12 protein-coding genes are annotated in these 14,403 nt (G+C 59.3%); 4 read left to right on the forward strand and 8 right to left on the reverse strand.

Translation table 11 applies throughout. The features are described 5' to 3' along the window. Positions 1 to 26: 26 nt before the first annotated feature. The 4 genes from xylG to ALO80_RS07890 all read left to right on the forward strand — a co-directional run bounded on the left by xylG (position 27) and on the right by ALO80_RS07890 (position 4,511). A complete protein-coding gene (gene xylG, locus ALO80_RS07870) occupies positions 27 to 1,583 on the forward strand; it encodes a D-xylose ABC transporter ATP-binding protein (protein WP_055008561.1) in 1,557 nt (518 codons plus the stop codon). Next, the gene (locus ALO80_RS07875; RefSeq protein WP_055008562.1) at positions 1,584 to 2,720 is read left to right on the forward strand and encodes a sugar ABC transporter permease; all 1,137 of its coding nucleotides are present in this window, start codon (positions 1,584 to 1,586) and stop codon (positions 2,718 to 2,720) included. It begins immediately after the preceding gene. 130 nt (positions 2,721 to 2,850) lie between these two features. After that, positions 2,851 to 3,243, forward strand: coding sequence for a CesT family type III secretion system chaperone (locus tag ALO80_RS07880; protein ID WP_235812455.1), 393 nt, complete (start codon positions 2,851 to 2,853; stop codon positions 3,241 to 3,243). A 329-nt stretch (positions 3,244 to 3,572) separates the two neighbouring features. Next, the gene (locus tag ALO80_RS07890) at positions 3,573 to 4,511 is read left to right on the forward strand and encodes a type III effector (RefSeq protein WP_235812456.1); all 939 of its coding nucleotides are present in this window, start codon (positions 3,573 to 3,575) and stop codon (positions 4,509 to 4,511) included. 43 nt (positions 4,512 to 4,554) lie between these two features. Here the strand turns inward: ALO80_RS07890 and ALO80_RS07895 are convergent, their stop codons facing one another. The 8 genes from ALO80_RS07895 to ALO80_RS07930 all read right to left on the reverse strand — a co-directional run bounded on the left by ALO80_RS07895 (position 4,555) and on the right by ALO80_RS07930 (position 14,402). Then, on the reverse strand, positions 4,555 to 4,989 hold the full coding sequence (locus tag ALO80_RS07895) for a RidA family protein (protein ID WP_055008564.1): 435 nt from the start codon (positions 4,987 to 4,989) through the stop codon (positions 4,555 to 4,557). A gap of 41 nt (positions 4,990 to 5,030) precedes the next feature. Next, on the reverse strand, positions 5,031 to 6,614 hold the full coding sequence (locus ALO80_RS07900) for a flavin monoamine oxidase family protein (RefSeq protein ID WP_055008565.1): 1,584 nt from the start codon (positions 6,612 to 6,614) through the stop codon (positions 5,031 to 5,033). A gap of 23 nt (positions 6,615 to 6,637) precedes the next feature. Further along, complete coding sequence (locus tag ALO80_RS07905) at positions 6,638 to 7,567, reverse strand: ABC transporter substrate-binding protein (protein ID WP_055008566.1); 930 nt, start codon at positions 7,565 to 7,567, stop codon at positions 6,638 to 6,640. Positions 7,568 to 7,595: 28 nt separating this feature from the next. Next, a complete protein-coding gene (locus ALO80_RS07910; protein WP_055008567.1) occupies positions 7,596 to 8,381 on the reverse strand; it encodes an amino acid ABC transporter ATP-binding protein in 786 nt (261 codons plus the stop codon). Beyond that, positions 8,378 to 9,358, reverse strand: a complete 981-nt coding sequence (locus ALO80_RS07915; RefSeq protein ID WP_055008568.1) for an amino acid ABC transporter permease — start codon at positions 9,356 to 9,358, stop codon at positions 8,378 to 8,380. Before ALO80_RS07915 ends, ALO80_RS07910 begins: the two co-directional genes overlap by 4 nt. Before the next feature lie 41 nt (positions 9,359 to 9,399). After that, positions 9,400 to 11,850 carry a TonB-dependent receptor plug domain-containing protein gene (locus ALO80_RS07920; protein WP_055008569.1) on the reverse strand — a complete coding sequence of 817 codons (2,451 nt, stop codon included), beginning with the start codon at positions 11,848 to 11,850 and terminating at the stop codon, positions 9,400 to 9,402. 566 nt (positions 11,851 to 12,416) lie between these two features. After that, positions 12,417 to 13,085 (reverse strand): DUF3313 domain-containing protein, encoded by a 669-nt coding sequence (locus ALO80_RS07925; protein WP_055008570.1) that lies wholly within the window; start codon positions 13,083 to 13,085, stop codon positions 12,417 to 12,419. Positions 13,086 to 13,553: 468 nt separating this feature from the next. Continuing rightward, the gene (locus tag ALO80_RS07930) at positions 13,554 to 14,402 is read right to left on the reverse strand and encodes a sugar phosphate isomerase/epimerase family protein (RefSeq protein ID WP_055008571.1); all 849 of its coding nucleotides are present in this window, start codon (positions 14,400 to 14,402) and stop codon (positions 13,554 to 13,556) included. Position 14,403: the final 1 nt, after the last annotated feature.

Genomic DNA, 14,403 nt, shown 5'->3' on the forward strand with positions numbered 1-14,403 from the left:
TCACACCTTCGTATGAGCCCTGTGCCATGTCCGACTACCTGCTGCAAATGAACGGCATCGTCAAAAGCTTTGGCGGCGTCAAGGCCCTGAACGGCATCGACATCAAGGTCAGGCCCGGTGAATGCGTCGGCCTGTGCGGCGAGAACGGCGCGGGCAAATCCACGTTGATGAAGGTCCTGTCGGCGGTCTACCCCTACGGCACCTGGAATGGCGAGATTCTCTGGGACGGCCAACCGCTCAAGGCTCAATCGATCAGCGAAACGGAAGCGGCCGGGATCGTCATCATTCATCAGGAACTGACGCTGGTTCCGGACCTGTCGGTGGCCGAAAACATCTTTATGGGTCATGAGCTGACGCTTTCCGGCGGGCGTATGAACTATCCGGCCATGATCCACCGTGCCGAAGTCTTGATGCGTGAGCTCAAAGTGCCGGACATGAACGTGGCGCTGCCGGTTTCCCGGTACGGCGGCGGTTACCAGCAACTGGTGGAAATCGCCAAGGCATTGAACAAGAAGGCGCGTCTGCTGATTCTCGATGAGCCCTCCTCGGCCCTGACCCGTTCGGAGATCGAGGTGCTGCTGGACATTATTCGGGACCTGAAAGCCAAAGGCGTGGCGTGCGTGTACATCTCGCACAAGCTCGACGAGGTGGCGGCGGTGTGCGACACCATTTCAGTCATTCGCGACGGCAAACACATCGCCACCACAGCCATGGCAGACATGGACATCCCGCAGATCATCACGCAGATGGTCGGACGCGAGATGAGCAACCTCTACCCCACCGAACGCCATGACGTCGGTGAGGTGATTTTCGAAGCGCGGCACATTACCTGCTACGACGTCGATAACCCCGGGCGCAAGCGGGTCGACGATGTATCGTTCGTCCTCAGGCGCGGGGAAATCCTCGGTATCGCCGGGCTGGTGGGCGCGGGCCGCACCGAACTGGTGTCGGCCCTGTTCGGCGCTTATCCCGGTCGATACAGCGGTGAAGTGTGGCTCGATGGCCAGGCAATCGACACACGTACGCCGCTCAAATCAATCCGCGCCGGACTGTGCATGGTCCCTGAAGACCGCAAACGCCAAGGCATTATTCCGGACTTGGGCGTGGGGCAGAACATCACCCTCGCGGTACTTGGCAACTACTCGAGAATGACCCGCATCGACGCCGAGGCCGAGCTGGGCAGCATCGACCGGGAAATCTCGCGCATGCACCTCAAGACGTCAAGCCCGTTTCTGCCGATCACCAGTCTGTCCGGTGGCAACCAGCAAAAAGCCGTGCTGGCGAAGATGCTGATGACCCGGCCGCGCGTGCTGATTCTCGACGAGCCCACGCGCGGTGTCGATGTCGGTGCCAAGTACGAGATCTACAAGCTGATGGGCGCGCTGGCAGCCGAGGGCGTTTCGATCATCATGGTGTCTTCGGAGCTGGCCGAAGTGCTGGGGGTGTCCGACCGTGTGCTGGTGATTGGCGAAGGCCAGTTACGCGGCGACTTCATCAACCATGAACTCACTCAGGAGCAGGTGCTCGCCGCGGCCCTGAGCCATTCAGAGGACCCTCACCATAATGCCCGGAAGACCGCGTAGATGAATCAGGTCAAACAGTTCTTCACCCGCTACAAAATGCTTGCACTGGTGATCGCCATTGCCGTTATCTGGCTGTTCTTCAGTTGGCAGACCGATGGCGGGTTTCTGACTCCGCGCAACCTCTCCAACCTGCTGCGGCAGATGTCGATTACCGGCATATTGGCGTGCGGCATGGTGCTGGTGATCATCAGCGGCGAGATTGATCTGTCAGTGGGTTCATTGCTTGGCCTGCTCGGCGGCCTGGCGGCGATTCTGGATGTGGTGTACCACGTCCCGCTGCTGGCGAACCTCAGTCTGGTAGCGCTGTGCGGCCTGATGATCGGCCTGGCAAATGGCTACATGACTGCTTACCTGCGGATTCCGTCGTTCATTGTCGGTCTGGGTGGCATGCTGGCGTTTCGTGGCATTCTGCTGGGGATTACCGGCGGTACGACCATCGCCCCGGTTTCGCCGTCGCTGGTTTACATCGGCCAGGGCTATCTACCGCACACAGTGGGAACCGGGCTGGGTATCCTGTTGTTGGCACTGACGCTCTTGCTGACCTGGAGACAACGGCGCAACAGGGCTCTGCATGGGCTGGCAGCCCATTCGATGATTCGTGATGGATTACGCGTAGTGCTGATCGGTGCTGTACTGAGTGGGTTCGTCTACGTGCTCAACAGCTACGACGGGATCCCCGTACCGGTGTTGCTGTTGCTGGTTCTGCTCGGTGTGTTCAGCTACGTCACCAGCCAGACGGTATTCGGACGGCGTGTGTACGCGGTCGGCAGCAACATGGAAGCAACGCGGTTATCCGGCATCAACGTGCAGGCTGTGAAGCTGTGGATCTTCGGCATCATGGGCGTCATGTGCGCCTTCGCCGGGCTCGTCAACACCGCACGTCTGGCAGCAGGCTCGCCCTCGGCCGGCAACATGGGCGAACTGGACGCCATAGCCGCCTGCTTCATCGGCGGCACATCCATGCGCGGTGGCTCGGGCACTGTCTATGGTGCCCTGCTCGGCGCACTGGTCATCACCAGTCTCGATAACGGCATGTCCATGCTCGACGTCGACAGCTACTGGCAGATGATCGTCAAGGGCGGCATCCTGGTACTGGCGGTATGGGTGGATGTCAGTACGCGGGCCGGTCGGCGGTGATCAGCGGTAGCTGAGCAGTTGATCCCGGACTTGCTGGCTTCGATAGACACAACTATTGATCGGGATACAAGGAACCGTAGCTTGCGTTCCAGCCACTCACCGAAGATATGAATGTCTACGGGTATTGGCAATGAACTCATCATTCACCCTCCAAAAGCTTCTGGATATGCGTGGTCAAGCGGGTAATGACAAGCCTGCGACGCAGGCTGTCGAGTGGCAGAAAGGAATGAACCTCTCACTGCATGTGATCGGCGATAGCCTCACGATGCTGGCTGAGATCATCGATCTGCGCGCTGATCCTCAGGACGACATGCTCTTGCGCAATCTGCTTGCCCACGCGTTTCCGGGTCTGCGGCTGCGGCGCGGTGCCTTGACCATCAACCCGGATGAAAACACTTTGGTGTACTCCTACGAGCATGACTTTCTCGCGCTGGACAAGGCCCGATTCGAAAACCTGTTGGCTAACTTTGCCGAAACGACGCTTGAGTTGCGTAACACCGCCCAGCGCCTGCGTCATCGTTGAGGGCAGAACCCATGTTGAACAAAATTGATCCTACCGTACAAGCCACTACGGCCCATGCTGTTGAGGGCCCCGCAAGCCCCACGCCGATGCGACTGGATGCTGCGCAAGGTCAGCGGCCACTGCCGCCCATGGACGCGCCATCGCCTTTGCGCTTGCGAGCGTCAGCCGCGGCGGCGAGCGAGGCGGCGCACGCGAGTTCTTCAACATCCGGCAGCGTGGCAACAGATGAAGCGGGCCCCGCGCCTGATCGACAAACATCGAATATCAATCCGATAAAGCTTTTTGCTCAAATGATGGTGGGCGTTCTTTCATTGACTGCCGGCTACCGCATGGCGAGATTTCCAGGAGACTTTGCGAAAGATCCGGGTGGCAGTCTGTGGGCCGCCATCAACCTCCAGCATCGTTCCTCGCCAGCAGATCTGGTACAAGGTAACCACACGGTCCTGGAGCGTTATGGCAACCATATTCCTAAAGACAGTGACTGTTTCAAAGCAAAGGCGGATGTCACGCACGACATCCCTTCTGGCGTAGCAGGTCTGTGGAACTATAGAACCCAACAGGTGAAACTGAACCCCAACATTGCGCTTGAACGTCACCCGGCCAACGTCGCAGGCCACGAGTTCATACACTGTTACACCCACCCGGAGTTCCGGGATCGCCACATCAATCATCCGCACTGGAAAGCCCTGAACGAAGGTCTGACCACTCATCTCACGGAAAAGCTGCCACCGCCGAAACGTCTTTTGCCGATCCCTTTGGCCAAAGACCCTTATCACGGTTTCAAACTGGCCACAGGAGACTCCTGGCCCGGCGCGGCGAAACGCATTGAAGGCGCTGTTGGCGAAGATACGCTGCTGAAGGCGTTCTTCGGCGGCGACGATGACGCCATCGGTGAAGTTGCCAAAGCCGCTGCCCGGATCTATCCCAGACTTGCGTCCAGCCGCACCGAGCAGGAGTTGTACAGAGCCGGAATGATGCGGGGCTCGCAGCAGTTGGCCGAGTGCTACGCAGGTGCCTTGCTCGCCAGTGGTCAGCCTTTGCCCAAAAGCTGGACACTTAACATGCTCCCGGTTTTCAGCTTCTCGGACATGCAGCCCGAGCAGGCGAAAAAGGCACAATTACAAGCCGAGAAGAGCCACGAGCGCATGGGCATCATATTTGATGCCGCCTTTTTCTCACCTGACCTGAAGACCCAACGACAGGCACTGGGCATGCTGCGTGAAGATCTGCTGATGCACTGGGAAAAAGTTTTGCCCGATAAAGACTGACCCTCGAAAGCGCGCATTCAAGGCTACAAAGAAGGCACTGTGTTCACGTGCGCCTGGCCGCTATAGCCTCGACCTCTATCAGCGCTCCCGGCAATGGCAGCGCCACCACCTGCAGTGCCGTGCGTGCGGGTTTCAGGGGTTGGTCGGGAGTCCCGAAGAACTGCGTGTAACCGGCCTGCAGACCGGCAAAATCGAGCTTGCCGCCGGTTTCCTCGGCACCTACCAGAAACACTCGTAACTGGACGATATCGCCCAGATCGAGGTCCTGTTGCCGGAGGATTTTACGCAGCTTGTTAAACACCGAAACCGTCTGCACTTCGGTGTTGCCGTAGGCGGCGGGCGTACCCGCAGGGGCATGCGGGTCGTCAACGTCCGGCAACGTTCCGCTGACGAATATCAGGCTGCTCGAGGCTGGCACCGTCACCGTTTGCGAAATCGGAAAGTCGCCAACGCTGGTGCGTTCAATGCTGTCACTCATGGTATTTCTCCTTCAATGGACGTTTTTGCTGCAATAGGCGTTCACGACGCCGCAAGGACTGCGGTCTGTCGTTGTCGGGTGACACGCTCACCGAGTTGCCCGACCACATGGCGCGCCGAGTTGGCGGCAGACTCCTGCCAGATGCCGACGCCGCTCTGCACCAGGCCGTCGCCAGCGAAGTACACACGTCCGTGAGGCTGATCCAGCAAGGCGCTGGCATCGGCCGGAAAATGTTCGCGTTGCAGCCATGGGCCTTCGCTATAGGGGATCAGCTCCCAGGACACTGCCAGCGGACTGCGCAAGTGATGCGAATAACCCGGATGCAGCAGTTCTACTGCCTCTCTGGAGGCAGCGTATTGCGCATCGAAGGGTTTCGCGCCAAACACATCGGCCCCCTCCCCGGTTACATAACCGGCAACCAGCAAACCTTCGCGGGTGTTCAGGTCATTGCTGGGGTACCACAACAGACGTGCCGGATGATCGATCCACGACAGGCCACCGTAAGTCCGGTAATCGGTTTCCCAGAACCGCGGGGATTGCCACGCCACCTTGGTTGCCTGATCGTTGCGGGTGCTGAGCAAGGCAGCCTTGACCGGGTCGCTGAAGTCGGTGTCCAGCCTGGCCAGCAAAGGCAGTGGCAGGGTCGACACCAGATAATCGGCGTGCACTGTCTGTTCGCGGCCACTGTGCTTGTCGTGGTAGGTGACCGCTACACCCTCATCCCGCTGACGGATCTGCCGCACCTGTGCGCCCAATTGCACCTGCTCGGTGAGGCGCTGGTAAAAAGCATCGGTAATACGGTCCATGCCGCCGACCGGCTGAAACATGGTGGCCGAGAACTCGGGAAATTCAGTGTGCAGCAGCGCACCCCACAGCTCGGGATGCAGCAGGCACTCCAGCGCCAGCGGTTGCGCACTGATCGGCAATGCTCCCGGATGCGAGAGCGACTCCCGGTGTCCCGAACGCAGGCTGCCTTCATACGCCAGCTCCTGCGAGAGGTCGCCGTACACCTGCAAAAACGCCAATAGACGCCGGCGTTCTTCATCGCTCAATACATCGTCCAGCGCATCGCGCTTTACGGCCTTGGCCAGCAGGCCCGAGAGGTGGCCGCGAGCATCGTTGATGGCTTGGCCGACAGTGAAAGCCGGCTTTTTCAGATCCGGGCGAACCTGAGCGCCATGGCTGCTGTTGACCAGCACTTCAAGCGGCACGCTCAGCTCACTGCAGTAATCGAGCAGCGTGCGATGCTGGCTGGGAATGCGCGCCGGCCCGGCATTGAAATACAGCCCCGGGTCGAAGCCCACGGTCTGCGTGCGGCCATCCTTGTAGCTCACCCGATCGCCATTGCGCAGGGTCCAGTTACGACCGCCCACCCGATCACGGGCCTCCAGCACTTGCACGGTAAACCCTGCCCGTTTCAGCTCCAGCGCAGTAACCAGTCCGGCGATACCGGCCCCCAGCACCAGTACGCGGGTGCCATGCCCCAGTCCGTCGCCGAGTTTCAGCGGTTGGGGCCTTCGGTGTGACGAAGGTCCCAGCCCCAGCACCGCAAGCGCGTCCTTGACGGCCTTTTCGCCGCCCACGGCAGCGATGCTGGAAAGTGCTTCACGTCGTGTCAGTCCCATGTCCTCATACTCCCTCGAAGGCCTCAATCCGGCAGGCCGGGCGGGTTGATCAGCGACCGGTCGACACGCTCCACGTCCAGGCCCCAGCGCTTGAGCACCTGCTCGTACTGTCCACCGGCAATCGCGCCTTCCAGTGCAGTGTGAATCGGCTTGACCAGGCCATTGTCCTTGCGCGTGGTCACGGCGATATCCGCCTGCAGTGGCCAGCCGCCGTTGACCGTACCTACCCGCTTGATGCCACCGGTAATGGCGGCCGAATAGGCGTACACCGAATTGGGCCCGAACAGCGCATCACTGCGACCCGACTGAATGGCAAGCTGCGCAGCCGCCTGGTCATCGAAATACTGCAACAGCGCAGGCTTGATACCAGCCTTTTCGTTGGCCTCGTTCCATGCCAGCAAGACCTTTTCCTGATTGGTGCCGGAGCCGACGATGACCTTCAGCCCGGCAATGTCCGACGCCTGTTTTATCTCGCTGATGTTGCTGTTGGCCTTGACGTAGAAGCCCAGGACATCCTGACGGTAGGTGGCGAAATCAAAGCGCTTCTTGCGCGCTTCGGTCACGGTGACGTTACTGATCACTGCGTCGTATTTTCCCGAACTGACGCCCAGCGGCCAGTCCTCCCAACTGGTCTGCACCACGTTCAATTGCAGGCCCAGGCTGTCCGCCACCAGCTGCGCGGTATCGGCCTCACTGCCGATGGTGGTCTTGTCGTCATTAGCCAGCAGCGCCAAAGGCGGCCCGGCCACACCGGAAACCGCCACGGTAAACTTGCCCGGCTGGGCAAATTTGAAGCCCGCCGGGATCTGCGCGATGGCAGCCTCATTGCGCGGTACATGGATGCGTTGTCGGTCGGGGCTAAGGTCGATCGGTTGCGCAGTCGAAGCAAAAGCACTTTGCGCCACGCCGACGGCAATCGTCAGCAGGGCCATACGGGCAGTGTTCACTAACATCAGTAATTGCTCCTTGAAAACGGAAAATTCACAGCACCTTGCCGAGGAAGGCAGCGGTGCGAGGATGTCGGGGGTGGTGGAACACCTGTTCCGGCGGCCCTTGCTCAATCAATTGGCCATCACAGAGAAACACCACGTGGTCCGCCACTTCCCGGGCAAAGCCGATCTCGTGGGTCACTACCACCAGCGTGACACCCAGACGAGTGAGCCCCTTGATGACGTCCAGCACCTCGCCGACCAGTTCGGGATCGAGGGCCGAGGTGGGTTCATCGAACAGCAGCACCTTGGGGTCCAGCGCCAGCGCCCGGGCAATGGCGACCCGCTGCTGCTGACCACCGGAAAGCTGGCGTGGGTAAGCGTCCACCTTGTCCGCCAGACCGACCCTGGCCAGCAACTCACCTGCTCTTGCCTGCGCGTCGGCCTTGCTCCAGCGTTTGTGGGCCAGAGGTGCTTCGGCAATGTTTTCCCAGGCGGTCAGGTGCGGGAACAGGTTGAAATTCTGGAACACAAAGCCGACCTCGATCCGCCGCTTGAGAATCTCGCGCTCCTTGAGCTCATAGAGCAGATCACCCTTGCGCCGATAGCCCACGTAGTCACCGTCGATGGTGATGTAGCCGCTGTCGATCTTTTCCAGATGGTTGATGGTGCGCAGCAATGTGGATTTTCCGGAACCGGAAGGTCCGAGAATCACCGTGACCTTGCCTGGCTCGATGGTCAGGTCGATGTTCTTGAGCACCTGCTGACTACCAAAGCGCTTGCCCACGCCCTGGATCTGAATGCGTCCTGCGCGAACCGGCGTCGAGACCTCACTCATGATGCATCCCCCTGCCCCGGCTTGAGCCAGCCGCGCACTCGCTGCAGGGGTGTCGGCGGCAAGACACGCGCCGTACCGCGCGCAAAATGCCGCTCGACGTAGTATTGCGCGCTGGTCAGCAGCGTGGTGATGATCAGGTACCAGACGGTGGCAACAATCAGCAACGGAATCACCGCCTGGGTCCGGTTGTAGATGACCTGTACGGTGTAGAACAGCTCCGGCAAGGCCAGCACGTAAACAATCGACGTACCCTTGACCAGACCGATGATTTCGTTGAATCCCGAAGGCAGAATCGAGCGCAGCGCCTGGGGCAGGATGATACGGAACACCCGTCGCGATGCAGGCAGGCCCAGGGCCGCGGCTGCTTCATGCTGGCCAGCGTCGACACCGATCAGGCCGCCACGAATGATTTCTGCGGTATACGCCGCCTGCATCAGGCTCAGGCCCAGTACCGCCACCGTAAATTGGCTGAGCACATCTACCGTCGACCATTCGGCGAAGACCAGATGGGTGAACGGCACCCCCAGTACGATACGGTCGTACAGGTAGGCGAAGTTGTAGAGGATGATCAACACCAGCAGCGCCGGCATCGAGCGGAAAAACCAGATGTAACCCCAGGCCAGCGCCGCCAGCAGCGGCGAGCCCGACAGACGTGCCAACGCCAGCGCCGTGCCGAGAACGATGCTGAACACCGTGCTCAGCAGCGTCAACAGCAGCGTCTGCCCAAGCCCGCGCAGCACCGATGGAGAGAAGAACCATTGGCCAAAGACGCCCCACTCCCAACGGGGGTTGGTCGCCAGCGAATACACAACGGCGATCAGCACCAGTGCAGCGAATACCGTCCCCATCCAGCGACCGGGATGCCGGGCCGGTACCACTTGCAACGCCTTGATTGGTGGTGTCGATGCCCGGCTCTGGCGCGGCGGATAACGACGCTCCTCATCAATGAAATCATAGGGTTTGGCGACAATGGTCATGTTTGTTCCTCGCAGGCAATAGGGGTTGTCAGGTGCTGGCCTTAGAAGGCGTAAGTCAGCCGGGTGTAGTAGTAGCCACCGGTGAAACCGTAGGGCGAATAGGTGCCGTAACTGCTGACCATGGTGCTGCTGGGAACCCCCTGCTTTTTCGGATAGATGTCGAACAGGTTCTTGGCGCCGACGGCAACGTCGAGGTTTTTGCTGAGGGTGTAGCCAAGGTCCAGATCAGTGATCCATTTGGCTGCGTAGACTCGATCCAGATCACGATCGGCCGAGGCATTGACCTCCTTGTAAGAGCCATAACGGGTCAGCGTCAGGTTCAGGTTGAGGCGCTCAAGACTCCAGTCGCCGCCCAGAATCAGCTTGGTGCGTGGCTGCACGCCGGTGATGAGGTTGCGCGCCTCGCGGTCCATCAACTCATAGGAGGTACCGAGGATTGCGGTGGACTCCTTGTAGCCGAGAATTTTTGTCTGGTTCCAGTTGAACGCTGCCGTCCACTTCACCGAGCCATACTGGCCCAGGTCCTGGCTGTAGTTGCTGACCAGGTCCAGGCCCTTGGTGCGGGTGTCAGCACCGTTGATGAAGTACTGGCCGCCCGAGGTCGAATCGATACCATTGTTGAGCAGCACCTGAGTGACCTCGTCGCCCAGCAGGGTGCCGGTCAGGGTGATGCGGTCACGCAGATTGATCACATAGGCATCGGCCGTCAGGTTCAGGCGATCGGTAGGCGTCAGCGTGAAGCCGAGGCTGAAGTTGGTGGAGCGCTCCGGCTTGAGGTTTTCGGCCCCCAACGCTTTCGCAGCACCGGAACCGGTTGGCAATACGCCGTAGTTGATCGACTGATAAACGCCGTCCACCACGCCGTAGGTGGTCGAGCGCGCACTGAACAGGCTGTTGGCCAGGGACGGCGCACGGAAGCCGTTGCTGACGGTCGCACGGACGGCAAATTGTGGCGTGAAGTCGTAGCGTGTAGTCAGCTTGCCGCTGCGCGTTGCGCCCACGCCCTGGTTGTAATGTTCATAGCGAAATGCGCTGCCGACATACCAGTCAGGCACAGGGTTGAAGCCTGCGTCGATATAACTGGCGACACTGTTACGCGAGGCGCTGCTTTGTTCCTCGGGCGAGATACCGTTGGTGACCTGCGCCCCTGACGAGGCGCAATTGCCGGGTGCAACGCAGTAGCCACCGTTGGCATAGGACTCGTAGTCACCGGCCTGCACCTCATACGTGTCGCGCCGGTGTTCGAAGCCGTAGGACAGATCGAGAGGCTTTTGCAGGCCTATATCGAAGCTGCGCTTGAAGTCCAGGTTGGTGGTCAGCTCAGTGGATATCCACGTGCCGGAAGTGAAGCTGTTGGGCGTGGCCTCACCAAGTGACGGGTTCTGATTGTGCGTGGTGCCCTGCTCTGCCTCGTTGCGTCCATAGGTGCTGGACAGATCCCAGGCCCACTCACCAAGTGTGCCTTTGCCCCCGAATGCAGCCTGAAAATCGTCTTCGTCGATGTACCAGGTCGGCGTGTACCCCGCCGGGTAACCATTAGGTCCGGTGGTGATGGTATTGGTGATGGTCGGCAGGCGAAAATTCTGCCCCTGCTCAGCCTTGCGCCGTGAGTACGTGGTGAAGGAATACAGACTGAAGCTGTCGTGAATCGGCAGTTCGGCGTTGTAACCCAGGGTCAGGAGATTGGTCTTCGGCGTGCCGTAGCCGCCATACGTGGACTTGCCTGCCAGGTCGTAGGCCTGCTCATAACTGTAACCGTTGGCGCTGGCCTTGTTGTCGTCGTTCTGGCTGCGGGCGTCCAGCGCCATTTGCACTATGCCCCCGTCGCCGATTTCGAAACCCTTGTTGAGGCTTTGCTGCACGGTCTGCTTCTTGCCGTCATAACCAAGCCCGGCATTGGTCACCGACGTGCCGTTGATGTCGGCCTTGAGGATGACGTTGATGACCCCGGCGATGGCATCGGAGCCGTATTGGGCCGCCGCACCGTCACGCAGCACTTCAACATGGTCGATGGCACTTGTGGGGATCAGGTCCAGGTCAGCCGGAGCAGCCCCGGTGTTAATGCCGTTGATGTTCAGGGTGGCACTGGTATGCCGGCGCTTGCCGTTGACCAGCACCAGCACTTCGGCGGCGCTGAGGCCACGCAGGTTCGGCGCACGGGCGATACCGCTGGCGTCCCAGCCAGTCTTTTCCGGCAGGCTCAGCGATGGAATCACTGCGCTCAACGCTTCCATCAGGCCGGGCTTGCCGGTGCTCTGTAATTGTCTGGCGCTGACCACATCGATCGGCACCGGGCTGCTGGTCACGGTACGTTGCTCGGCACCACGATTACCGGTGACTACCACGGTGGACAAGGTACGCGGGTCATCCCCGGCTGTTTTTTCCTCGGCCTTTATCGTCCCTGACAGCAACACGCCCCCTATCGCCAACGTCAAAGGGCAGTAGCCCAGCACAGCAGTCGAGATACGGACACGTTGTAAGGCTTGTTTCATATCCACTCCAGAAATGGCCGTCATCCCAGCCACCCCTCCAGATCGCGAAGTCGTGCATCCCGGCGGTCGGGGTGACAGCGTGGCCTGCACGTTTTAAAAGTGATTACCGACGCGCAGAGAAATCTGCGGACCGGGTCCGGCACTCAGCGGCGAGGACGGGGCATGGGGTGGAAAACGGTCGAGCGCGGAGGTATTGCGACACGCCTGTCAACGACAGAGCGAAAGAGATGAAGCCAATGGCAGGATTGAACAGGCAACATACGTCGAACTCCCTTCCAACGATTCTGCTTTGGGGCTCAGTGCTACATGGCCCCTGTCATGCTGCGCGGGCTGGCGGCACGAGACACAGAATCTCGATCAAGACTGGTACCATCCGAGGTAAGGGGTAGGCTGTTGAAACCAAACATAACGGAATCAATTTCGAAAATATAATTCTATTTGGTCATAAGCTAATATTATTATTTCTGATCTTTATATTTATTATCATTCATAAATATCATTTTTAATCGTCGCATGTCCTGCTGACCGGAAGCCCCGGTCAGCAGGTCTGAAGCCCCGACAATGATCTATCTGGAAAGCAGCACGTCAACCAGCTCATCCGCCCCTCTTGAGATACCTGCCTGCGCCGCCGACAGACGTCCGAAGGTCGAGCTGATGTCATAGACCTTTGGATACTGCCGGGTGACATAGGACTCCAGCAGTTGCGAGGTGGACGCATCGTAGATCTCGACGGCGTAACTGACAGACCCGGTAAACGTACCCTTACGGTCGCGCGCAGCCTGAACCAGGTTGTAGGAACCCATGCCGATGTCGAATCTGGAGAACGTAGACAGCCCGGCTACCGTGGTTTCGGCCCCTGTCAGTGTGAGACGAATCCTCAACGTCCCACGCCCGGGCGTCGCCGTGAATCGAAAGTGCCTGCCTAACGCCTCTGAGAACTTGACCGTCATATCGTTGGCCAGGGTTATTCTGTCTGTGCGTTCCAGACCTGAAAACTGAGCATCCGCCCCCGAGTAAATCACCACGGGTTCAAGCATGATCTGATCGTATTTGTTCCAGTTGGGTGCGGCAGTGTATTTAAACGGTATGCGTCCTGTGCCGTCCTGCTCGTTGGGGCGCATCTCAAGCGAGGACTCAATACCTGAATAAGGCGACGGGTCGTGACTGGCACACCCCGTGACCAGAAAACCCAGTAACAAAAGCCCGGCCCACTTCATCTGTTCAACGTCGCGCATGCAGAATTCTCCCACTCGATCCGGTCATTGACATTTCAAACGCTCACCATCCATCAGGCACGCTTACAGGCAGCGCGCTTGAGCAGCATTGTTTGTATTAAGGCGTTCTCTTTTTCCTGGTGCGGGCTATGCACGCCCGGCCATACCGCATTGCACGGCATTCAATGGTTCACCATCAGACTGCTCTGAAAGGCGCTGCCGAACAGCTCTGTGCATTTGCCTGCAGTGCATTCAGCAATCAGAACTGTACCGGCGTGTATAGTTTTAGACCGATGTCGACTGCTCGTCAATCTAAAATGTACACACCGGTATACTTTTGAAGGGTTTGGGTAGTCAGCTTCTGGCAGTGATAGCCGGTGAGGTACCTGCCAGCGAAGCGAATCGTGTGCATTGCTTCATCAGCAGACAAGTGACGGGCCTAAAGGAAGTAAAAGGCCGTGAGGACGCGTGTCCAAGCCCTGGAACGGCTCATGCACGATGTTCATGCTTCTCCAGGCAATCGTTCCAGACCTCGCGAATCAGTGCTTTGAGCCACAGTGCTTCGCTCCAGCGATCTGAAATATCGCGTCCGTCACGTCCTGTTATTGCATACGGGGGTGGGCCCAATTCGCAAGTGAAAGACAGGCTTGCCGGTTTATGAGGCCGGGCCAGCCAATCCTCGATCCCATAACGCCACCAGCCCAAAAACCGTTCAAGCCAGGGTCGATGCCGGGCAAAGCTCAGAGGCACCTGAACGTGTTCGCCATCGGCTACGCGGCCGTGAAACCCCCAACTGTGGCGCAGGATATTGTGAATCTGCTCGTCGTCTTCGGCTGCAGCGGACTCTGGCAACTCACGCCCCACCACGTAATGAGACAGGTCGGCCAATAGCTTGAGATCAGGCATCTGTGCCAGCAGATCGAGGGTAAATAACAGATCACTGGTGAGGCGGTATCGATGGGTTTCCAGCAGAATCGGAAAATCCACCTGCTCGGCGAGACGCTGCCAGCCCTCGACCAGGGTCATCGCCTGAGCAAGCTTACGCGGCCGCACATCCGCCTGCAGGGTGAGGTGATGGCAACCGTAGCGGCAAGCGATGTCGAGCGCTCTGGCAAGATCGTCCACCGTCTGCGGAAACAACTGCCCTTCAATCTGCAAACCGCGCGCCTTTGCCGCCGCATGCAGGCAGGCGACAGCGGGTGCCTGCGAGTAATGGTCGGTGATCCCGTCGAAGCCGGCGGCGGCGATCCTGTCCAGCTGCGCTTCGATGGAAAGATCGCATTGGCCGCGATGATCCTGCATGGCCCACAGCGACTGAAATACCAGAAACCGAGCCATG

Source organism: Pseudomonas caricapapayae, assembly GCF_001400735.1.
Classification (GTDB): Bacteria; Pseudomonadota; Gammaproteobacteria; order Pseudomonadales; family Pseudomonadaceae; genus Aquipseudomonas; species Aquipseudomonas caricapapayae.